18 protein-coding genes and 3 pseudogenes are annotated in these 22,273 nt (G+C 50.9%); 4 read left to right on the top strand and 17 right to left on the bottom strand.

Annotation, left to right across the window (positions count from 1 at the left end):
• Positions 1 to 180: 180 nt before the first annotated feature.
• Both BACCOP_RS00930 and BACCOP_RS00920 read right to left on the bottom strand, forming a co-directional pair.
• Positions 181 to 489 (bottom strand): ISAon1 family transposase N-terminal region protein, encoded by a 309-nt coding sequence (locus BACCOP_RS00930; RefSeq protein ID WP_235776935.1) that lies wholly within the window; start codon positions 487 to 489, stop codon positions 181 to 183.
• Positions 490 to 771: 282 nt separating this feature from the next.
• Positions 772 to 1,275: a hypothetical protein gene (locus BACCOP_RS00920; RefSeq protein WP_007565159.1), complete on the bottom strand. Its 504-nt coding sequence runs from the start codon at positions 1,273 to 1,275 to the stop codon at positions 772 to 774.
• Between the two features lie 271 nt (positions 1,276 to 1,546).
• Here BACCOP_RS00920 and BACCOP_RS00915 point away from each other — a divergent pair.
• Positions 1,547 to 2,633 (top strand): annotated as a pseudogene (locus tag BACCOP_RS00915) (site-specific integrase).
• Positions 2,634 to 2,767: 134 nt separating this feature from the next.
• On the opposite strand, the gene BACCOP_RS19370 reads toward BACCOP_RS00915, so the two are convergent.
• The 15 genes and pseudogenes from BACCOP_RS19370 to BACCOP_RS00840 form a co-directional block, all read right to left on the bottom strand.
• Positions 2,768 to 3,664, bottom strand: a complete 897-nt coding sequence (locus tag BACCOP_RS19370; RefSeq protein ID WP_083779523.1) for a DUF5106 domain-containing protein — start codon at positions 3,662 to 3,664, stop codon at positions 2,768 to 2,770.
• Positions 3,665 to 3,735: 71 nt separating this feature from the next.
• Positions 3,736 to 6,900, bottom strand: a complete 3,165-nt coding sequence (locus tag BACCOP_RS00905) for a hypothetical protein (protein ID WP_235776934.1) — start codon at positions 6,898 to 6,900, stop codon at positions 3,736 to 3,738.
• 14 nt (positions 6,901 to 6,914) lie between these two features.
• Entirely contained in the window at positions 6,915 to 9,221 is a 2,307-nt protein-coding gene (fimD, locus tag BACCOP_RS00900; protein WP_040311666.1) for a fimbrial tip adhesin FimD, read from the bottom strand.
• 6 nt (positions 9,222 to 9,227) lie between these two features.
• Positions 9,228 to 10,784, bottom strand: coding sequence for a fimbrial protein (locus BACCOP_RS00895; protein WP_007565144.1), 1,557 nt, complete (start codon positions 10,782 to 10,784; stop codon positions 9,228 to 9,230).
• A gap of 18 nt (positions 10,785 to 10,802) precedes the next feature.
• On the bottom strand, positions 10,803 to 11,708 hold the full coding sequence (locus tag BACCOP_RS00890; RefSeq protein ID WP_007565142.1) for a FimB/Mfa2 family fimbrial subunit: 906 nt from the start codon (positions 11,706 to 11,708) through the stop codon (positions 10,803 to 10,805).
• A gap of 72 nt (positions 11,709 to 11,780) precedes the next feature.
• Positions 11,781 to 12,935: a hypothetical protein gene (locus tag BACCOP_RS00885; RefSeq protein ID WP_007565141.1), complete on the bottom strand. Its 1,155-nt coding sequence runs from the start codon at positions 12,933 to 12,935 to the stop codon at positions 11,781 to 11,783.
• A 61-nt stretch (positions 12,936 to 12,996) separates the two neighbouring features.
• Positions 12,997 to 14,478, bottom strand: coding sequence for a DUF3868 domain-containing protein (locus BACCOP_RS00880; protein ID WP_007750251.1), 1,482 nt, complete (start codon positions 14,476 to 14,478; stop codon positions 12,997 to 12,999).
• Between the two features lie 13 nt (positions 14,479 to 14,491).
• Complete coding sequence (locus BACCOP_RS00875) at positions 14,492 to 15,067, bottom strand: DUF3575 domain-containing protein (RefSeq protein WP_040311687.1); 576 nt, start codon at positions 15,065 to 15,067, stop codon at positions 14,492 to 14,494.
• Positions 15,068 to 15,445: 378 nt separating this feature from the next.
• Positions 15,446 to 16,657 (bottom strand): tyrosine-type recombinase/integrase, encoded by a 1,212-nt coding sequence (locus BACCOP_RS00865; protein ID WP_007565134.1) that lies wholly within the window; start codon positions 16,655 to 16,657, stop codon positions 15,446 to 15,448.
• 27 nt (positions 16,658 to 16,684) lie between these two features.
• Positions 16,685 to 17,473 carry a hypothetical protein gene (locus BACCOP_RS19170; RefSeq protein WP_007565133.1) on the bottom strand — a complete coding sequence of 263 codons (789 nt, stop codon included), beginning with the start codon at positions 17,471 to 17,473 and terminating at the stop codon, positions 16,685 to 16,687.
• 21 nt (positions 17,474 to 17,494) lie between these two features.
• Positions 17,495 to 18,421 (bottom strand): relaxase/mobilization nuclease domain-containing protein, encoded by a 927-nt coding sequence (locus tag BACCOP_RS00855; protein ID WP_007565132.1) that lies wholly within the window; start codon positions 18,419 to 18,421, stop codon positions 17,495 to 17,497.
• Positions 18,418 to 18,780: a plasmid mobilization protein gene (locus tag BACCOP_RS00850; protein WP_040311685.1), complete on the bottom strand. Its 363-nt coding sequence runs from the start codon at positions 18,778 to 18,780 to the stop codon at positions 18,418 to 18,420. Before BACCOP_RS00850 ends, BACCOP_RS00855 begins: the two co-directional genes overlap by 4 nt.
• 243 nt (positions 18,781 to 19,023) lie before the next feature.
• A pseudogene (locus BACCOP_RS19365) lies at positions 19,024 to 19,251 on the bottom strand (DUF3408 domain-containing protein); the annotation flags it as partial.
• Positions 19,252 to 19,615: 364 nt separating this feature from the next.
• Positions 19,616 to 20,029, bottom strand: a complete 414-nt coding sequence (locus BACCOP_RS19360; protein ID WP_083779521.1) for a hypothetical protein — start codon at positions 20,027 to 20,029, stop codon at positions 19,616 to 19,618.
• 48 nt (positions 20,030 to 20,077) lie between these two features.
• The gene (locus tag BACCOP_RS00840; RefSeq protein WP_007565129.1) at positions 20,078 to 20,632 is read right to left on the bottom strand and encodes a helix-turn-helix domain-containing protein; all 555 of its coding nucleotides are present in this window, start codon (positions 20,630 to 20,632) and stop codon (positions 20,078 to 20,080) included.
• A gap of 489 nt (positions 20,633 to 21,121) precedes the next feature.
• Between BACCOP_RS00840 and BACCOP_RS00835 the strand changes: the two genes are divergently transcribed.
• The 3 genes and pseudogenes from BACCOP_RS00835 to BACCOP_RS00825 all read left to right on the top strand — a co-directional run bounded on the left by BACCOP_RS00835 (position 21,122) and on the right by BACCOP_RS00825 (position 22,131).
• Complete coding sequence (locus BACCOP_RS00835) at positions 21,122 to 21,439, top strand: helix-turn-helix domain-containing protein (RefSeq protein ID WP_007565127.1); 318 nt, start codon at positions 21,122 to 21,124, stop codon at positions 21,437 to 21,439.
• A gap of 37 nt (positions 21,440 to 21,476) precedes the next feature.
• Positions 21,477 to 21,787, top strand: a pseudogene (locus BACCOP_RS00830) (helix-turn-helix domain-containing protein).
• A gap of 140 nt (positions 21,788 to 21,927) precedes the next feature.
• Positions 21,928 to 22,131, top strand: coding sequence for a hypothetical protein (locus tag BACCOP_RS00825; protein WP_040311664.1), 204 nt, complete (start codon positions 21,928 to 21,930; stop codon positions 22,129 to 22,131).
• Positions 22,132 to 22,273 lie beyond the last annotated feature (142 nt).

Genomic DNA, 22,273 nt, shown 5'->3' with positions numbered 1-22,273 from the left:
GTCCCCAATAACGAAACGGCTCCAGATGATCCTTGTAAGCCACGTTCCAGGTTATGCCATCTACCGTAAGTATAGCCCGCGAGCGGGCGTATCGGTAGTATCCAAATATTTTTTTTAAGACATCAGCAAACTCCTTAGAGTAGCTGGTGTTATCAGCAAGCAACGAGTACCTGTCAAGGATTATGTTCTGCCTTCTGCCGTTAACCGTCTGCGACGTCTGACATGAAGAACGACCTTGTGATCACGGATAGGAAAGTCGTTAACCTGACGGCTTTCCGTGAAACCATTGGGCTTAAGGTCGTGCCACTCTTCTTCCCGTGCATCTTTTTCGTCAAGATAGATGTGAAGAAGGACGCGCTCATTACCAGTCTCTTCAATAATGCCAGTGTGGTCTTCGTTAACGGCTGTAACGTCGAAGAACTTAAGTATGCCTTTGGGAAGAAGGTAACTTGCCAGAATCTTATAGTCAAATGCTGATTGCTTACTCATGAGTGCAAAGGTAATGCTTCTTATAAACATTTAAGCATTAAACAAGAAAATAGAGACCTATACTACAAAAATAAGCCACGGATATTTGCAACTGTGCCGAAATATCCTCTACATACAACTTCTTGTCGGCAAGCAAATACACCTTATTATCATATACAGAAACACTGTAAATATGCTCATCCTGATGGGTAACTTCCATTTTGCCATTGGCCAGGTTTATTCGGATCAGTCCATTCTGGGTAGCACACAGCAAATAATCCGATTCGTATTTACGGATGTTGTTTACGATAAACGGCTTACCGGAACGTGCAGTTTCACTGTTATCTGAAGGAAAATCAACTTTAAACTGTCTTTCTCCGAATGTGACATAGCATACAAGCCTTGACTGGTAGCTACATAAACCTTTTTGTCGGTTAAGAGAATATCATATACCGAATAATTACATCCTTTGTTACATATAGGATATTTCTCAACAAGGCGAACATTTTCTTCACCAAGCGCCCATTTCTGCAAACCTGAGTTCCGAATGCCTATCCAGCAAATGCGGACATCAGAAAGAACCGAATCTGTTACAACCTTATATATACGGTCGGCCCCTATATTATAAGGCTGAAGCCGACGTTGCTTCATATACCATATATCACCGGCTTCGCTGCCTATCCAGAAAGCAGAATCACCATCGGCTGATATTGAAGAAAGACGTTCGTCGAAATACAATTTTGTTTCTCCCAGATTCCCTGTCTTTTCTTTCTCACCACACCCCCAAAGAATGAATATAATGTACAAGAATAATCTATATCTCTGGAAAAATCAATCAGAAACGAATAAATGATGATGGTAAAACTGATAATCAATGATTTATGAGGAAAACCGATGAAGACCTCTCCAATGCCAAAATGCAGGAAAACGAAAGGTAACGAAGGCGAACGGTTTTCAAATCATTACCCGGTAACCGGATTAATTCATAGGTCATCGGAGATTGTTTCCACTACTTGCCTCATTTTGCATAGCAATGTATAACTCGCTGATAACTAATTTTGTATCGAAAGAAAAATGGATTATGAGAAGTACATTCAAAGTGCTGTTCTACGTGAACGGCAGCAAGGAGAAAAACGGTATTGTCCCGGTTATGGGACGGGTGACAATCAACGGTTCCGTAGCCCAGTTCAGTTGCAAGCAGACCATCGCCAAAGAGCTTTGGGACGCAAAGGGCAACCGGGCGAAAGGGAAGAGCAGGGAGGCGCGGGACATTAATCTCGCCCTTGACAACATCAAGGCTCAAATCATCAGGCATTATCAGCGCCTTTCGGACAGGGAAGCGTTCGTTACGGCTGAAATGGTATGTAACGCCTTTCAGGGACTCGGTACGGAATACGAAACCCTGCTCGGTGCGTTCGACAAGGATAATGAGAGCTTCAAGAAGCGCATCGGCATAGACCGGGCAAAAGGTTCGTATCAAGTGCGGGTAAGGTCAAGGAACCATCTGGCTGCGTTCATAAGGAAATGCTACAGGCGGAGTGACATTTCCATGCTTGAGCTTACCCCCGACTTCATCAAGGAGTATGAAATCTATCTCTCCACTGATGCGGGGCTTCATAACGCCAGTGTGTGGTCAAACTGCATGTGGCTGAAAACAATCGTAGCCAAGGCCCATTACAACGGGCTGACACCGAGAAACCCATTTGCTGTCCTTCGTGGATATAAAGGAGCTGACCACCGATGACATTGCGGAAGTGAACGGTGAGACATGGATATTATCAAAGCGGCATAAGACGAAAGTGAATTTCCAGGTGAAGCTGCTGGATATTCCCCTGCAGATCATCAAACGTTACGAGAGGTTCCAGAAGAACGGGCTTGTGTTTCCCAGCCTGAACTATTGGTCAATCTGCAAGCCGTTGAAACAGATGATAAGGGAATGCGGGATAAGCAAGAACATCTCATTCCATTCGAGCCGTCATGGATTCGCAACGCTGGCCTTGAGCAAGGGTGTCCCCATTGAAAGTGTGAGCCGGGTATTGGGTCACACGAACATAACCACCACCCAAAAGTACTGTAAGATTACCACCGAGAATATCGACAAGTACCTGACGATGTTCGCTGACCGTCTTAACCGGTCGTTCCATGAAATTTCAATAGCGATGTAATGGAAAGAATGATTATAATCATCAGCAAAAGCGGATGTGTGAACATTCCAGGGGCGGTGAAAGCCCCTGAAACGGTTGTTTTCCTTACTGTCTTTTCCGGATGTCCCCACAGGCTCCTTTTCATGAGGCATGTTTCAGGACAACCGTTCTTCCACCTGCCCGAACGAAGCGTCCTTGAGTATCACCCGCTTTTCCGCATCGAGCAGGTAAAGGGTGGGCATCGCCTTGAGGTCGTACACCTGTTCACGGGTAAGCCGCTGACCGTCGTCATAGCCGTCTATCCAACCGGCGGGAAATTCCGCCTTTTCCCACGCGGGGGTCTTGCCCTCCACGCACACGGAGAGGAGTTTCAGGCGACCGGACTCCAACAGGCCGTTCACAACCGGGGACTGGGAGAGCAATTCCTTCACCCGGCGGCAGTCCTCGCAATCGGGGTCGTTAAAATAGACGAGCACGTAACCGGCCTTTATGTCGGAAAGCCGTCTGCTGCTGCCGTCGCGGCAAACAACGGTGAAATCCGCCGCCACGTCTCCCGAGCGGTTTTTCAACGCCATTTCCAACAGGTGACGGGGACGTATCCTGTCCGTCTCTTCCAGTCCGGGATGGTTGACCAAGGCACGCAGAAAGAGGATATGCAGTTCCTCGTCGTGCATGGGAGAGTTGGGTTCGTACAGGTACTTGTCGCCCAGCGAGATGAAATGATAGAGCATTTCCCTGTCGGCCAGGGCGCGGCGGAAAAGGGTGTCGACCGCTTCCTGCGCCTTGGGAGTATGGGGCAGTATGCTGATGAAGTCCACAAACGCCTGCTCGGTGATTTCGGGGCGGGATATGAGTGACGTGTCGGCAAAGTCGAAGTGGTCCCAGTAGTGCAGGGAAAGGTAAGCGGCACGGTCTTCGGGTGCCGTCAACGTGACGGGCACGTCGGGCAGACGGAATTCCTTTGTCTTCTCCTGCTGCTTTTGGGCATACGCGCAGGATACGATTCCTGCACAGAAGAGACACGCGAAAAAGGCAAGGTTCAAAATTTTCATGTTTCGTATCGTGTTATGAAAAACTCCGAACGTGGAAGCGCCCGGAGTTTCCGTTTGTATCATTCAACCTCTCAGTTCTCCAAGGTGAGTACCACATCTCCCTGATTATCGAACAAGTCAGACAAACTTTCGTATGTGCGGTGGTAAACCTTGCCGCCTAGTTTGTAATGGAACTGCACCGGATTGGTGTACCAGTCGAAGGTGTACTCCTTGCGCAGACGCAGTTCGTACCGACCATCGGCAGTCACGGTGACGGCACCGATACGGCTGCTGTTGCTGACGCGCTCGAACGCGACGAACGCACTGGAAGGGATCGGTTGCCGGCTGCCGGATTCATCCTCGTAGTAGATGTTCCCGCCCATCGACTTGTTCGTCACGCGGAAGGTCTTGGAGTAGAACACGACCTTTTCCTCGTTGGAAGAGATGACGATGTCGCCCGCGCTCACGATGCTCTTCGTGGTGAAGTGCAGGGTCTTGCGTTCGCCAGTCTGGTTCACGTTTGCATCAGGAGTATTGTCCTTATTGACGACATTCGAACCCGGGAAAGAATTCCGTTCCTTATCGCGGTCGGCATCCACCTTATAGACAAAGCGTCCCGGACTTGCCTCGTAGAGTTTGCCGTCCAGACCGGGATTGCTGCCCAAAGCCAGCATGGGGGCGTCGATATAGATTTCGAACTCCTCGCCGAACGGGTCCACGGACTTGCCGTCCGAACCGGCGAAACTGGTTATGTCAATGGCTATGTTCACCGGTTTACCGGGTTCGTAAGTCCACTCCAACGGCGTGAGAAGTTCGGGGACATCCGCATTCGGATTCGTCGCACGGTCCGGTTCTTTTCCTTGCTCACTTCCATTGTCATATTTCAGCCTTGCCCCGAAGCGGAACGGATTGTAGTTTGCCAACTCGAAGGTGACACTGCGGTAGGAATTGCCGCCATATTCATTATTAACACCATTGTCGTCTTCCGACAGCACAGCATCCCTGCCGGGCACATTGGAGGCGATACGTACTACCTCGGCACTCTTGGGACGGTTGGATTTCATATAGATGGAGTATTTTCCTACATTCGGGGCGGGTCGATTGATTATTTTGGGTCTCGGCTTGAACATCAGCATACGTCCACCATTGGGATTATTCTCACGCCACCACAAGTCCGATTCTTCGGGGTAGAAATTACAGTCGAACTCCGTCACACCGGCCTTGCCCTCTTCACCATCCTCATAATAATCCAAATATTGCGAATAGAGCAGAAATTCATCCTTTCCTCCTGCATTGAACGGAGTTCCCAGCAAGTCACCCTCCACTCCGTCGCCCACTTTTGTAATCAACTGCAGGTCAAACTGCACGTTGGCATGTTTTTTCTGTGGCACCAGGCGATAAAGAATCAATTCGTCCTCAGGGTATCCTTCAATACCACCCCCATCGGCATTGTAGGCACTCAGGCCGGTTACTGTAATGGAGTTCCTGTCATCCGAGTAGGTAAACACCCGTTCCATAGTCTCGAAGTGGTCAGCTTCAATATAAAGCCTGCCTTGATAGTCTTCGTTTTGAGACAGGATGTTCTCGAAATAAACACGCTGCACACCGGGCTGTTCCGCGATGTAGAGATATTTATAGTCCGGTTCCGGATTGATGTCACCGCTACTGTACCAGTCTTTCTCGCCATCACGAACCAGAGTAAGAGCCATGCCCGATTCCGGACGAATGTCCAGTCCGCCGACAGAGATATAGACCTTCATCGGAAAGAGTTCCTTCGGGCAAGTCTCCGGAACAGTAAACATTACCGTTACGTGTGAACGGTCTTTGGTTGGATCTGTCGGGTTCATTCCTCCATAAATCTGTGTACCTACCCATGAGGGAACAAATGATTGTTCCTTCACCATGATGACCTTGATCTTACGTTGCAACCGTCCGTGTTTCACGAGCAGGGTACCCTCCAGTTTTTCGTTGGCACCCATTGAAAGCAGATTAATAAAAATCGTGCCTCTGCCTACGCCATCGTCGCCAATCTCGAAATCATTTCTAATTTTCTGCTGGGCCACGAGGTTGTCTATCCATGTCACATCTGCCCTATCAGCTGCTGTTATTTCTTTCTCGTCTTTACCTTTGACGGTATATGAAAGCGTGTATGTATGACCGGCAAGTTCCGAGCCAAGTACATGGTCTGTCTGAGCCACTGCGAGGATATATTCGCTGTCCTCCACCTCGTTCACGCGGTCGGAAATGGAAATCCACACGTTGTTCGTGGCAGCCGCCTCCAACGCTTCGGTAAAAGTAGCCTGCCCGAAAGAGAGTCTGCCCGTAATATTCAACTGGTAATCGTGATTCCGGCGAATGGGTATCTGGTCTCCTTCTTCATTCACCAGCATCACGCGGTAATAGCGGTCTTCCGTATCTCCCTCATTACGTCCGTACAAGATGATGCTGACCGGATCGTCCGCACTGTTCTCACTCTCGAAAATGTACTGTCCCATATTCGTGGTCACGTCCGTCACATCGCTCAACTTGGCATCATTAGCCGGAATCGTGACGAAGTCATCAGCCTGCCAGTCGGCCTCGGTGAAATCAAAGCCTTTTTCCGGATGGAACGGGGCCACCGTACCGAAGGCATTTGTATTATAAACGGCAAAGCCGTTCACGGTAAAATAGCCATTGTCTTTAGGATTATTGACAGATACCTTGGCATGGTTACGGAGCATTTTAATATTGTTTCCCGCAGTGCTCATCTGCTGGGCTATGTCCTGTTTCTTCAACTCATCGGTGGAATTGTCACATGCGAAACGCGCCCAGCAAATCATACGTCCGGAAGAACCTTCGAGCAGTGCCATCACTTCCGATTCCGACTTGTTGCGGAACTGGTCCTGCTCGAAATCCGTCATCACCTGATTGGCAACAAAATGTACGGTCCGGGTATTCTCGGGCACTTCGGCCTGGAACGTTCCCGTGTTGACCGTTTCCTCGTTGACATTTGCATCTACAGTCGTGATGAAAAGACCGTAACTGTCGAAACAGAACAGCGTCATGTCCTGCACGCCGCCACCATCGGGGTCGACCGCACGGGTGGTCACTTTCTCCATGGCAGGAATATCTGCGCTGAACCTGAGCGCCACGTAGCCTTCGCGGGCTGCGGGTGACGGGTCCAACCACTCATCCTGTCGGCAGGAAACCAACAGAACAGCTATCGCAACCAGAACCATGCCCGTATGTATCCATCTTTGTATCATATTCTTATCCATATACATCCTCCTTTCTATTTACCGGTTTTCTTGTCATAGGCATCACGTATGCAGCGGATAGCTTGGTCCTCAGTTTGGCCAATGCCCGGTTTGGGAACACGACCTGACGCGCTCCAATACCTATCGCCAGCAAGCACTTCGTCCATCACATCCGAATCATTCTGGTATTTATAAATAATCTCTATCTCAGCCCTTGTTGGTAAGCGCCAGTCATCATATACCGTTCCGTCCCTTGCCACCTCCACGTATCGTTCGCAGTGCTCAGCAGCCATATTTACATTGTCGGCAGCCATCACCGCCCCTAATTGGGAGGCAAGCATGAACGACGGTGATACCACCACGGCATTGTCTTCACCCGGATCTGTCTTGCCATCTGTAATACGGGGACGCCCCAAGGTGTATTCGTCCGAAGTTGCTGTGATGGTCACATGGTACATACGGTGATTGTTAAGACCATTAACACTACCCGTAGTTGTATTGTAAGTATATTTGTAAGGCCTCCGAGTTCTGGATTCAGACCAACGTGCATAATAAATAGTACACAAACCTGTCTCACTATTAAATTTTTGTGCAATTTTAGAACCGAAGAATCCCGTTCCATTCTTGCTGTAGGACCATCTATTTCTGTTCCAAGAACATCCGCATATCCAAGCTGTGCTTTCGTCATATGGAACCTGTTCGGAAGAATACTGCTGTCCCTTGTTTACTTCCTTTCCTGCCAGAAGTTCCCATGTAGTGACACCTCTGGTTCCATCTGAAGCTGTGCTCACAAAGTCATCGCGATAAGAATAATATCCTTCCACATTCGTGATATAGGTCAACGGATACTGTGCCACCGTGACAGGGCGGGAAATACCTTCCTTATTTCTAACCGTGAACTCGATGAACCTCACAGCATTGTTGCCTGGAATGTCACCATAGATATTGATATTACCCGTGATGTTTTCATCAGGTGTAATCTTAATCGTACAGCGGTTTTTGTAATCCCAGCCGTCTTGCTCGCCCCATTCATCCGGATTGCTTCTGTTATTGGTTTTTTCCAACTCCTGCTCCTGTCCGAACTTGTTGATATAATATACTTTAGTGATTTCTGCTGTCACTTCCGATGAAGAGGCAAACTCCAGTGTTGTATTGTCCTCTTCCATGTTGTGCATCTCCATCTCGTACTCGTTCAGCGTGAGATATGCGGGACGGTTGTCTTCGCCACCGACATTTATCTGTTCTTTCTCCCAATCGTATACTGAGTACGCTATATCTGTCAATTCAACCGGTTTCAACGGGTTGCTGCCTCCCGGGGCATTGACCGTAACCAAGACTTCGTAACAGGTATTGCGGTTCAATTTCTTGGCCGCACTGACCGGAATCTGGTAATAGCTGCTCTCCATGAATTGCGGATCTCCGGTAGAACCGTCTTCATTGTGAGGCGTATAATTCATCGGGATGTTTACAATCAGGCGCACCTCCTTTTCCAGGGTACTTGCATCTTCCCAAACATGGGCATAAGCATAAGCCGTCACGGTAATTACCTCTGGTGTCCAATCAAAATAGTCGCCGTTGAACAAATCAGGGGTTCTCAGCTTGGCATAGTCTTCATCCATACTCACGGGTGGTACCACAGATGTAGTGTAAGGCATGTTTCGCAAGTAGTATCCTGCGTTACTGGCTGCCGGGCTGTTATCAAACTCCACGTATTGACCTTTGCTTATCTTGACCACAATCTTGGCTGCCGCACGGCGCAGAACCACCTGCAACTCCGTGTTGTCGGCCTCCGTTCCGTTGTTCAGCACGACGGGAGCCACGGTTTCAGGCTCGTTCGTCTCTTTCGGATAGGCGACGCCGTCCATCAGGAATGTTTGTGGAGCACCGATGACGTCCAGTCCGGTTACGTGGATACGTTCGTCTTCCTGCACCATTCCTTTGAGATCGCCTAAATCGAAGTCTTTGGTTTCGAACACGCTGACATCCGCTGTGCTGTTGGCTATCAGATATACCCAATATGCCTCATCTGCAGCAAAATCGCTTCTCTTGGCGGACAAGGTGATTTTACCGCTACCACCCGCACTGCCTCTTACCCGTTCGTGCCATACTTTCGTTTCGTCTTCCTTGAAAATCAGCACATCAAGATGGCTGACCGCGATTTCCGCACCTGTAGCTTGGACGGTCGCACGGGTCACGGGTAACGATGCGGATGCAAGGTCGAGTATGATACTGTTGCCGTCTCCTCCCGATCCGGAAACGCACAAGGCGTCATCCTTGTCGCAGGCGGTAAAACACAAAACCACCATGCAGCAGAAAACAATATGATGTAATAGCTGTTTCATAGCTCGTCAATTTTGAGGTATTTCTATTTGTTTTATCACAATAGTTTCGGCAAGCGTGCTTTCTTCCCATTTCAGGTCGTTGGTCAGTCCGTTAATCAACAGCAGCGAACTTGCTTCGCTCCAAGTCGGTTTATAACTGATACCCAGACTTACGGTGTCACCTACATTCTCGGCTGACACTGCCCTGACCCGTATTTCATAAGCGTCCGGGGAAGCCACCCATTTGTCGGCATCCGCAATCTCCGTCCCATTCTGGTAAACCGACACCTTGAATTTTCCGGGATTGTTGAGCAACGTGGGAGTCCACTTCTGTCCGGTGGGACCTGTCATCTTGAAACTGAACGAGTAACTTCCGAGTGGGGAATCAGGATCAGAGTTAAACCAGACTGTCGGCTGAGGATATTTCCCTCCTCCGGGAAGTGAAGTGCCGTTTGCCGGTGTGATAGGGTTCTCGTAACTCGGATAGTCAAATTCGAGCGGATATGTTACACCTTCCCAGTCGGCTACCGTATATTCAACTGTTATCTTGCCGTCATTGTGCATCAGGCAGCACACCGTGTAATAGCGGTTTCTCACAATCGGGGGCAGGTAAACCAACCCGGTGCGTGCATTCCCTTCGCCGAATGAGTAATCGATTTGAAGAACGTTGCCTTTCTCATCGCCCTTGGCATTCCAAGCGCTGCTGCCCCACGGGTTCTCAAACGGGTAGAAAGGCACATTCAGCACAGCGGTATAATTTTCCGGATTCTTCCGTTCATCTTCGCTGATGCCGTTAGCCAACTCTTTAGTTACCGCTTCCCCGACCACTTCCAACTCAAAGTCTCCGACGATGCTCGTTATGTCCTTCAGCGTTTCATCGGTCTGCGGCATAAGGTAGTTACGTGTAAGTGTACCGGAAGACAGCATTGTCAGTCCTGTTATCCGCAACTCTCCGGTCTCGCCTTGCGGCTTGGCTGCAAATACGCCGAGTTTCCCCACGGGGCGTTGCAACTCGAACGTGATGTCGTAATCAAGCAGGGTATGTCCGGTATGTTCGGGATCAGTCGGGATTTCATCGCTTACATGCGTGAAGTCGAGTGTTGCCTGCTGTTCACAGAACATCGGAAGGCCGTAGGTCGTTACGTCCCGCAATTCAGTGAACCAATATGCCTTCAACTGGTTTTCCGATGTTGTCTCAGACAGAGACTCGGGGGCACCCGAACCTTGAACCAACATGGCTCCTTCGTTTGCCACGACGTAGAAGTCCACTTGCTGCGTTGTAGTCGAATAAAAAGTAAGATCCATGAAGAACGTGTGCGGAAGGTTTTCCACATCGTCTGTAAAGTAATGGCCCGCAGGCTGGCCGCCTACGAAAGCATAGACACGAAGTGTATGGATGGCAGACTCTGCATCGGTAGGCGTACCGTCGGTTTCGCTGACGGCACGTGTCCCCACATTGAGCCGCACCGCCACATCGTGCCGTTCGCCGAGCGATGCGGCATCCTCCTTGACACACCCGAAAGGCAACAAGCCACAGCATACCGCTGTAACCGCCCAGTATAATATTTTTCTTGTGTTCAGCATATTCTTTTGGGTTCGATCTTAAAACTCAGGTTTCACTTGTTCGATGTACCATTCGGGGACGCCTACCGTGATTTCTCCCGACTTGAACTCGATACGTATCGGGATGATCACTTCGTGTTTGGAACAGTCTATGACGGGATTGTCGGCAAGGAACTCGGCGAGGTTGACTTCGGCCAGCGTCTCTCCGTTCGGAACGGCGCTCAAGCGGATATTCACGTTCTCGTGATCCTTGTGACGCATTATATTGGTACGGGCTGTGAGCAACGCTTTCCCGGCCTCGTATTCTGTTTCAAGCAAATAGTCGGTCGCCTCCCCGCAGGTCCGGTTCTTGAAATCGGTACAGGGTGAGACTCCGCATATCTCAAGCACAGGCAGCGAGCCTGCTCGGTTTCCTGTGGCGGGAACTCCGGCCACTTCCACCAACAAATCGTAGTGAGAGCTGGCGAACTCTATGGTTTTGGTCTGGTTCTCCTCTTCACGACCGCTGTAAGGCAGTACGGTATAAGAGGTGGCTGCATAGTAAAGCGAATCGTTGCCGGCAACCTGTTTCTCGTCGAAATAATCCCCGGCGGCAAAGAGCATCCGGCCGAAATCGCCCGTGGCGATGCCATCGACCTTCGTGTGGTGGGTGTTCCCCAAGCAGACAATCCGGTAATCACCGGCAGCGAGCGGGGGAAGCATAGCCGTGCGGCCCTTAACTTGTTCCTCTGGTAAGATACTCGAATTGACGCATCGATTCTCTGCATCGAATATGAACATCTCCACCCGGCAGATCTTGTCGGGGAATATCTCCGTGGTGCCGTCGCCCTTGTAACTGAGCAACAACTTGTTCGTGCTCAGGCAGTCGTCCAGATCCTCACGGATGCAGGATGTGGCGGCTCCGGCGAGCAACGTCAGGCAGAAAACAATATTCGTCAATTTCATATATATATGTGATTGAAGTGTTAAAGGATACAAAGGGCGGAACTTTAGCCCTCTGTATCGGGTTATCAATTATTAAAATTCAGGAGTGACGGGAACTACATCCCAGCTCATGACGTCAACAGTTACCTCCACACATTTTTGAGGATTATCCAAGTCTTCATCATCAAATTCAAAGTTCATGACGTAAATCTTGGCGAAATCTGCTGTAACAGCCGGATTGAATGTACTGGTAGCCAGGTAAAGAGGTTCCTTAGTTCCATCAGACTTTGTACCGATCAATTTTACAAGTACCTGAGGATGGTTGGTGGTGCCAATCGCATCATCTTTAGGGAAGAAGTGATATGCAGGGCGGACATTTCTTTCTGTGTAAGCATGCTCATACTGTGCAGCTGCATCCAATGTAATTACTTGCAATTTGGTTACAGGATCTACAGATTCGTCAGCACTGAACACGTCGCTATACCATACGGGGTTTGTTGCGCCTGCTTGGGCAGCTTTGTCGAAAATACCGAACACAGAAGCTGCTGTGATTTCTTCCTTGGATACGGTACTGGCTGTTCCAACTTGAAAATCAGCTGTTGTAAAATAGTTGTTCAACATAACCTGTTGAACCTCAATGCTCGTATACTTACGTGGGGTGCCTTCAGCAATAGCATTATACTTGAATGCGCCGATTTCGATTCTGGATACACGCGGTTCAAGCACCACATTCGCTTTGTAAAGCGGGTGTCCTAAATCGTCTTGCCCCTCCACAGAAGTCAATTCAACTTCTTTGTAAAGGTCAAGTTTTTGCGGATCTTGCTGCTCGGCGATTGCCAGTTTTTTTTGTAAATCTTCATAAGTAGTAGCTTCAGTTATTTCACTACCGTTGTTACCTACAACGATTACCTTGTTCACCTCGGCAGGTAAAAAATGGAATACCCGATCGTCACGACTGTCAAAACCGCCTTTAGTGGAAAAGTAGTGGACTGCCTCAGTTCCGCTTACTGTCTTTCCTTTATACAGGGTCGTTCCGTTTGTAAAGAATACCTGTAAATCTGCCAAAGAAACCTTTGAGTCGTCTTTTATCGCTTGACCGGCACCTCTGGTTGAGATCACATTGGACAGGTTGATGCTCACACTCTTGGGAGTGTTGTCCAGCTGTCCCATTTCATTGTCGTTGTTGTCACATGCAACAAACGTCATTGACGCTGCTAAAGCTGTCAATAAAAAACTCTTGACTTTCATCTTTTTGTTGTTTAAAAAATTAATAAAATGGTTTTTATAACTTCTCGCTTATGGTTTTCGTCTATAACTGGTCGATGACCTGCCGCACCTCTTCGAGGTTGTGCCGGGCCGTCTCGGAGCCGGCCTCCGCGGCACGCCGGAAAGCATCTTCGGCCTTGTCATACTGTCCCGCTCCGGCGTATGCCACGCCGAGCGTAGTCAGCAGTTCGGCAGATTTCGCGGTGACTTCCGACTTTTCGAGCAGTTCCACTGCCTTGGCGTACTCCTTACGTGAGATGGCGTTCACGGCATTCTCGTTGAGCGCGGCGGGCGAAGCGGGGAAATAGCGTACCGCGGTGGCCATCACCTTGTCGTACCCGGGCGTGCCTTTCCCGTAGGAGCCGGCCACCTTGTACATTTCCGACAGACTCAGGAGGTCGGGACGCTCATCGACCATGCGGCGTGCCTCTTCGAGGTTGAAGTTGCGCACGTTGTACTCGATGCGGTACTCATTGCGGCGCAACGCGGGGTATATCTCGGTGAGCAGCCTGTGGTAAATGGTTGGCGGCACGAGTTTCTGGAGCTGCAACTCGCAGAAGTCCCGTTCGTCGGGATAGCGTTCGATGACCTCATACACCTCGTCGCGCTTGAGCAGGTTCGGGAAGTCGCCGAGCGCACGGATGAAGCCTTCCCAGTCCTCGCCCTTCCAGTCCACGTGGAGCATGTCGGGCGATATGGCATCGTGGCGGCGGATATAGTCGGCCAGTGCCTTGGCGCGGTTCTCGGAGAGGGTCATGTTATGCGCCATGCTGCCCTCGGGAGAGGCGTAACCGGTGATGTAGATACCGATAATCCTGACGTCGGCATTCTTCTTTACCAGTTCGATGGAGTTGGAAACGGTGTCCAGTTCGGCACGGTTGTCCTTGAACCCGGGCAGGATATTGTAGCTGTCCTGCCGGAACTGCAACCGCGCGGTACGGGTCTCGGCACGCACCTTCACCGGTTCGGGTTCCGGGGCTATGGAATCGAGACGGTAATCGGGGATAAAGGTGGGCAGGATGCCGCTCCACAGGCCTTGTTCGGCCTTGCCCTCGCCGCAGTTGGTGCAGCCGTGTACCTCCTCGCGGAGCTCGACCCGCCCGTCGAGCATCCACCGCTCGTAGGGCACGGCAGCCGCGTAGTCGTATTGTTGGTTCTTGCTGCCGTGGCGTATGATTACCTGTGACGAATCGTCGTGAAAAGGCGGGAGTTCCACGCTTTCGAGGCGTTGCGCCCTCAGATAGACCTTGTGGCGGGTCTTGCCGTCGATGACAATCGGGGGAAAGGCTATCTCCCGGTTTCCGTCCGCCGACACGAGCACGGGCGTCAGCGCCACGGTGTGCTGCGTGCGGATTTTGGCCTTGCTCAAATCCACGGACATCGTCAGCTCGACCGTGCGGCCCTGCTTGACGACACCTCCCTGACGGATTCCGATCGAGGGCAGGTAACTGGTTTCGTTCTCGGCATGTAGCATCACGGGACTACCTGCCAATATCAGCAATAGTATGATATATAAGCGTCTCATAGTCATTTCCTTGTTATTTGATTATGTATATCAGGGAGATACCCGCCTTGGTCGGGCCGAAGTAGTGTTTGTCCTGACTGCCCTTGAACTTGCCGCAGGTGGCGCACTCGTACTTGTCGTAATTCGTGTAGATGTAGCCCAGGCCGATCGTGGCTTCGAGGTTCCAACGCTTGCCCAGAATCCAGGAGTATCCGTATGAAAGCCCGACACCCGTGGCCCATCCCTGGTAGCGGTGGTCCTTGGTGGATTTGCTCTGGAAAGGGATTCTCACGCCGCTGATGTTGTAGAAGGCATAGCCGCTGTGCAGACCGAAGAAGTGGCCATTATAGCGTTCACAGAGCCAGTAGCGGAACTCAGGCATGACCAGCCAGTGCCTGATTTTCTTGTTCTTGTCCTTGTCCAGCGTCCATGGGTTGTAGGCACCCGTGAGGTCGAGGGTCGTGCGTTGACCCAACCCGAATTCCAGGCTCAAGTTGGGCGTTGTGGTTGACCAATACAATAGATTGGTCTTTGCTGCTATATCCTGCGCGTTGGCGGTGCCTGTACACCAGCAAACGGCAAGGAAAACACCGAGGATCAGTTTTTTCATATTTTTTCTTTTTCTTGTTGTCTCATTAGTATTGACAGGCCGGTCTGTCGTTATTGCAAAGGTTTCGTTAAACATTCCCGCATCAGGCGGGAAGGACATACGCAAAGGCGCATGGAGGCTCATGGCTTGTATTTCTCTCCGGAAGAGAAATATACATGTGATATACTACTGACAATCAGGGTAATAAATGAGATAATATCGAGCATGGAAGCCCGTTTGACGGACGGATGCCCGATGTTTTTATATCGCGGATTGATTTTTTTATTGTTTTTTGTTGTCTGTCTGCAACTTTTTTCATAATTTTACTACAGTAATTTCTCTTCCGGAGAGAAAGCCGGATTTGTCCGACAATATCCCGGTCTTTCTCTATGTTTCATCCTACAATGCTTTCAGGATAAGGCTGTTGGCCTTGTCTATCGCGGATGTATCCAATGAAGCCAGATAGATCAGTGTGGTCTTTTCCGAATCATGCCCCATCGCCTCGCTGATAATGGAAACCGGGATGTTCCTGCTTTTGGCAATGCTGGCCCATCCGTGGCGGGCGACATACATGGTGAGGGGGATTGCCAGTCCGAGCCGCATCCCCAGTTTTTTCAGGAGACGGTTCACCCTGTGGGCGGCAGACTTGTACTGCTTTCTTCCGTCTGTCCGCATATCCCTGATGACAGGCAGCAGGTAAGGTGTCCCGGAGGTGTCGTACCTGCTGACAATTTCCTGCATGGGTTTCTCCCATTTGATGAACAGCCGCTGTCCGGTCTTCTGTCTGCGGTATGACAGGACTCCGTTCTTCAGGTCGGATTTCTTCAGGTATGCCATGTCGATGAACGACATGCCGCGTGTGTAGAACGAGAACATGAAAAGGTCTCTTGCCCAATCCATGGTCGGCTCCAGCCTCAGGTCTTGGTCCCTGATCTGCCTTACGGCTTTCAGCGGGATGGCGCGTTTGACCGTCTTGTCTATTCCGGTATAGACATGCCTGAAGGGATTCCGCTGTACGGTCAGCCCCTTCTCCACCGCCCGGTTGTAAACCGCCCGCAACCCCCGCATGTAAAAGGAGGAACTGTTGGGGCAGATGCCTTCCGCTTTCAGATGGCTCTCGTACTCCACCATCAGTGCGGATTCTATCCGGTTAAGAGGGATGTCGCCGCGTTCCGCCAGAAAACGTCTGAAACTGTTCAGAACAGTGGTGTACCGCTCGGCCGTACGTTCCCGGCCTGTACGTTTCAGTTCCGTGGTCAGGCTCCTGGCAAAACACATGAAGCCGCCGGTTTCCGGAGGGATACGGTATTGTCCCACCACCTCGTCCGCCGTGTAATGCCCGCCTGTGCAGTCCAGCAGTGCGATGATTTCCCGAAAGAGGGTCATGTCATCCGCAATCTTCTCTTCCAACGCCTTCAGGTAAGCCTGACGCCTACTGTCCCTGTCTGAGGGAATGACAACCTTCGAATGCGCTCCATCCCACTCCTGCGGATAAAGCCTGTAGCCGGTGGTAATCTGTCTTGTCACCCGTCTGTGCGTCACCTTATAAACCAGTGTGCCTTCTCCCGTTCCGACGGAAGATGCACGGAATTTAACTTTTACTGTAGCCATGCTTGTATTTTCTTGATTGATGATTTTTCATTGTCTTAACCTGCAATGCATGGAAATGTCCGGAACGGTACGGGGCATGGGAAGGACTGCCGTATGACCGGACGTTTTCCACGGCAGGGCATAATGTACGGACCGGGTATCGGCCCTGACCTCCTGTTCCCTTGCCGCCCGTTCTTTCAGACGTGCCTGCTCGATGAGGGCGGCCTGCCGGCGTACCGCCTCCTCGTAGGTTTCCACATCCTTGCGCATCTGTTTGATTTTCCCGTTGTCCCGGTTGAATTCAAAGAGGTTTTCCAGCCCGGAGATGCTTTCGGGCGATGCTTCGCCCTTCATCCTGATGTAGCGGTACTTCAGGTCATTGTTTGTGCGGTCGTAATTCTGTCTTCTCTCGAAATAGAGCGCCGAGGCTAACAATGCCATCAGAAGGACTATACCGATAACAACCGCCCAGTCCCATCTGTTCTCAAGAGCGAACGAGTGCCGGGTCTCGCTGATGGTGTGCCGGACATCTGCCCCGCCCGTCTTTTTGACGGCCTGCTCCAGCAGTTTTCTGATTTCCCCGAAATCAGGCTGTTCCCCCCGGGCAATCCTGTCTATCCGGTTGTTGACCGTATTCAGGCAGTCCACAATACCGTGGGCGAACTTCGCCAGTTCAGCCTCTGTGCGTTCGTGGTTACGGCGGCCGGCTTCCTCAATTAAGGCCTTGATGGAGGTAATATCCATGTTTGTACAGCCGCTTTGTGATGCCTGCCGGCTCTTGCTGACGGTCAGCAGTTCTTCCAGCATGGCAATGATGGTTTCTGTGTTTTCTTTCATCTTGATTTTTTTAAGTTGTTGTTAAATTCTGAATCCCTTGTTGTTCTTCTTTTTCTTCTTCCGCTGCATCAGCCGGCGGAACTCGGCTTCCTCCGGAGTCTCGGTGCAGGATGATGGGATGAGGTCCAGCAGCCCCAATGAACCGCTGATAAGCTCCCCGCCACCGCCTGAAGCCGGGCTGATGCCTTGCCGGAAGGATTGTGCCTGCCGTTCCTGAGGACTGTTACGGTTCAAGGCTGCGGCTATCTTGGAGTAGCTGAACTGACGGTCAATCTTCGAGCCGTTGAAGGGATAGCCGTTCTTACCGAACACCACGCCCTGGATTCCGTCTGTCCGCCCCTTGTGCTTGAAGCGTACTTCCACCCCTTGTTTCCGCAGATTGGCGATAAGCGTGTCCCAGTCACCGCACCTTCCCACTTCCGTTTTAAGAAGAAAATACAGTTCGTATCTCGTCCTGTCCGGCTCTTTCAGCCGGTCCGTGTTCACCTGCTCCTTGCCCTCCGCGAAGTACAGCCCGTACTTGCGGGTAAGCTCCTTGCAGACGCGTTCGCTGCGGTAGCGGTCGTTCCTGTCACTGATAGTCCTGCCGTTGTTGTCGATGCGGTTGAAGGCTATATGCACGTGCGGATGCTCCTTGTCGTGATGCCTTCCGATGATATACTGCGTATCGCGGATGCCCATTTTCATCATGTATTCCCGGCTTATCCGCACCATCAGCTCATCGGTTAAGCGTGGCAGGTCCTGCCCGGAGAAGCTGAGCGAGACATGCCCGATGAACTTTCCTACCTTCGGATTAAGCCGGGACTGGGCGATGAAACTGCGTGCTATCGAGCCGTTGTCGGAAACTAAAACTCCGTCGTGGTCGATAAGCGAAGCCTTTTTTTCCCTGTCAAGGATGTAATCCACAATCCCTTTGGCTCCCGCGCCTTTTACAATCTTTGCAATCATAGGCTGATACGGTCTATGAGTGTTTCCAGCGAAAGCAGCAGGTGTCGGCATTGTCCGGAATGCAGCCTTACACCCTCCCTGTGTGCCCTCCGGGTCAGCTGGTTCAGGTTGTTCGCCATGCCGCAGAGCTTGCGGATGAAGTCCGCCTGCTCGGTGGTGAGCCTCTCCCTTACCACGCACCCGTCCACCGCCTGCCTCACCATCTCGCTTGCCGAGACACCGGCCTTCCTGGCTTTCGACTTCAGGGCGTAGTATTCCCCGGTTGCCATCTTTACCGTGATGCGGTACTTGCGTTTCTCGGACAGCCCCTTTGCCGGGCGTCCACCCTTGTTTTTGTCGGTATCATTCTTCTGTATCATCCGGTTACGTTTTTTGTTTACAGTTCCTACTTTACTCACTTTATAGACCAACGGGATGTGCCCCTTCGGGACCTCCGGGAGTGGAAGGAGGCGGTTTTGGTCAGACCAAAACATAAACTTGCTACCCCCAAAAATGAAAGTTTCCATTTTTAGGACCCCCGAAAAAGAAATCTCGCCAAAATGCTTTTTTAATTGAATGAAAATAAGGACTTGCAACTTCTTACAAAACTCAAAATCCCCAGTATAGAACCTGATGTGATGCCGGACGGTATTCTCCAATAAACCTAAAAAGCTCATGCGGTTTCCGCCAATCTTGCAGGCGAAACGTTCAAGCGTGTCACGTAATTTCCGGCTGATGAGAACCGGCTTGCGGTCTTCAATCCTGTAGGGCCGCATGAAGGTGTTGCGGTACTCCTCCGGCGGGAGCCTGCGCTGCCCGCCACTTGCTTCTGCTTCTTGTCTCTTTTTCATTATCCTTTGATTTTTGAATGGTTAATAAAGAGGTCGATGTTGCCAACACAACATGACCATTGTCGGCTGCAAAAGAAACGCATATCATGCTCAGGTACAAATTATTGGGCTTAGGCTGGCTATTATGTGAGGCGTTGCTTTATAGACAGGTTCAGGAACGGTGACGGCTTCCCGGTTCTGCCCAGGTTGAACGGGCAGTTATAAGGTCGTTATAATGTTGGTTGGTTAGTTCGTTATAAGGACAGCCTCATATTTTATTATGTTATTATGTTTTTTCAGGTGCACGAGAAAAGGGACATTCGACAACGGGTATTTCTACCTGCTGCCGGATGCCCCTTCCGCTTTTTTTGTCGTGGTCCGGTGCCTATCTCGCGCCGATGACCTTCAATCCCTTCGGTATCGGGTTGTCGAGGATGATTCTGTAGCAGAGCTTGCCGTCCACCCTTACCGGATCCCTCGCCACCATGAATCCCGCGCATTTCTCCATTTTCGCCACGTCGAGTATCATCCCGGCGATGAAGCTGTTGGAGAAACGGGCGCAACGCGGGTCGTTCCAGATTGTGAAGCCGTTCTCGTCGTCGGAGACGAACATGTACCAGTCCTTCGGCCTGTCCTCGTCATGGGCGATGCACAGCCGGTTGCCGGCGTGAAGGCTGAGATCGTTGCTCAATATCCTGCTGAGGTACATGCTGCCGTCGCGGCATACCGTGATCACCCGCTTGCCCTTGTAGGTCAGTGCCGAGTGGGAGTTGCTCTTGTTGTAAACTGTCAGTTTCATAGGAACTTTTTTTTAATTGGTTCGTTATACATTATTATATAGTCATCATCATGCCGCGTCTCCGGCTGCTATCATCCTCCTCCGGGCTGTGAACGTCCGGTTGGCGCGGACGGATTCCAGCATGACCTGTGCCCGGCGGGTTATCACCGATGTCTTCTCGCCCATGTGCCTGGCGATGGTACGGAACGAGCTGCCCGTCTCGTAGAAGCGCAGCATGAACATTCTATAATCTTCGTAGGAGAAATGCCGCCTGAGGAACTTCTGTATGTCCCTTACCAGCATGTCGCACCCGGTAAGCATCTCTTCCCGCTCTTCCGTCTCTTCCCTGTCGTCCGTTTCTCCCAGCGTGATGAAATACTCGTCACCGGGGCAGGAGTAGCGGCTGTTATCCCTCGTTCCGGCCTGCACCATTTTCCGGTAACAGCCGAAAAAATAGGATTCCCAGTTCTCAATCCCTTCCCTTGAGAACATCACCTGCTTCCTGACTGCCAGGTAGGCGTCGTGGAACACGTCCTCGTCTGTTTTCCTGTGGTAGATGGAGATTCTCTCCTTCAGTCTCGCGTATGAACGGTTGAACCATTCGTTGAAGTCTTTCATTGCCATATCTCTTTCATTTTATCGGTTATACATCCGGCCTGTTGTGCAGGCACTCCTGTTTCTTTGTATGCCTTGACGCCGTTCTCCCGCCGGAACGGCGTCAAGGCTCGGCAGGAAAAAATACCGGAGCGCGGAGCGTGAGGATGATTTTTTCCCCGCCGACCCGAAGGGCCCGGCCTTGCGCTCCGGTGGGGGACGGCTACCTTTGCTTCAAAGAAACGGGGGTGTCGTGTCCTTCTGAAAAAATCATCCGCCCCCGTTACATCCTCCGGAATGAAGGTTTTGACATGCAGTCATATCATCCGCCATGAAACATTATGTCAGGAGATGACATGTGCGGACAGCTCCATTGTAATACGGTTCTTCCTGCTTTTATTTGCAACGGGGAAACAGTTGGGGACGGTGCGGAACTGCCTGATATGGTGATACCGGCACACAAGCGAACGTTTCTCCGGATGGTATGAATTTGGAGTATCAACATAAAATCGGATTGTTATGGAAATCGTATGTTTTGAAAGGAAGGCGTTCGAGGAATTTGCCATGAAGATCGAACGGTTCATACAGAGGGTGGAGGAAATCCCCCATCTGAATCTGAAAGGCGTGAAAGGAACGGACGGCTGGCTCGACCACCAGGATGTCTGCCTGAAGCTGAGAATCAGCAAGCGCACCTTGCAGACCTTGCGTGATAACGGCACGCTCGCCTATACCAAGATAGGCAACCGTACCTACTACCTGCCGGAAGACGTGGAGCGTGTCGTCACGAAAGTGGAGGACAGACGCAAGGATGCACGCTACAGGGGGCGCACCATTTGAAGGGATTGAACAGAGGTATCAACTAAAGACAATGAGTATGTATAATGAATTGAAGACGAAAGACGACGCGTGGATGCAGTCCGTCCACGAGCGTATCGACCGGCTGTCGGCGATGATTGACGGCATTTCCAGAGATGGCGCGGTTCCGCCAAAAGAAGACGTGTACCTGTGCGACAAGGAGGTGGCTTGTATGCTGAAAGTCAGCCGCAGAACACTGGGAGAGTACCGGAGCAACGGCACACTGCCTTACTATGTCCTCGGCGGCAAGGTCTTGTACAAGAGGAGCGAGATCGAGCAGGTGTTGAACCGGGAATACAGGGTGTAGGCAAGATGCGGGAAAGCGGATGAAGATTACATTTCCCTTTCTATTACGTACATGTGCAGGTTGCGGACGTTAAGTCCGCATAAGGCCGGATGTTTTCGTGCGCCAGCCACAGACTGTTTCTTTGAGGTGAGGGAGTTTGCCGTCTGGAAAAAAGAACCTCTTTTTGGACTTTGGCACAAAGTCGTCCCCTGCCCGGTATCAGACTGCAATTCCTGTATGTAATCCTTTTCTGACTGTTCCCATCGGATCGGTCGTTTCCGCTGTACACGTTATCTTGCCCGGACTTTCGACGGGGGCAAGGGTTTGCGTGGCAAATACGCTCGGCGAAGCCGTGGAAGATTTGCCACGCAACGGCTATGCCGCCTGACCTTGCCTCCTGTCGGAAAGTACGGGCTATCTTGAATCGCAGCGGACACGACCGTAACAGTCTGTTTCAATCATGCCTGATTTTTTTCACTTTTCCTAACTGCCTGTACTATCCTTTTGAACGGGGTACGAAACCGGAAGAT

It is taken from the genome of Phocaeicola coprocola DSM 17136 (assembly GCF_000154845.1).
Lineage (GTDB): Bacteria > Bacteroidota > Bacteroidia > Bacteroidales > Bacteroidaceae > Phocaeicola > Phocaeicola coprocola.
The sequence above is the reverse complement of the archived record's forward strand: the minus strand, read 5'-3'. Positions and strand labels throughout refer to the sequence as shown.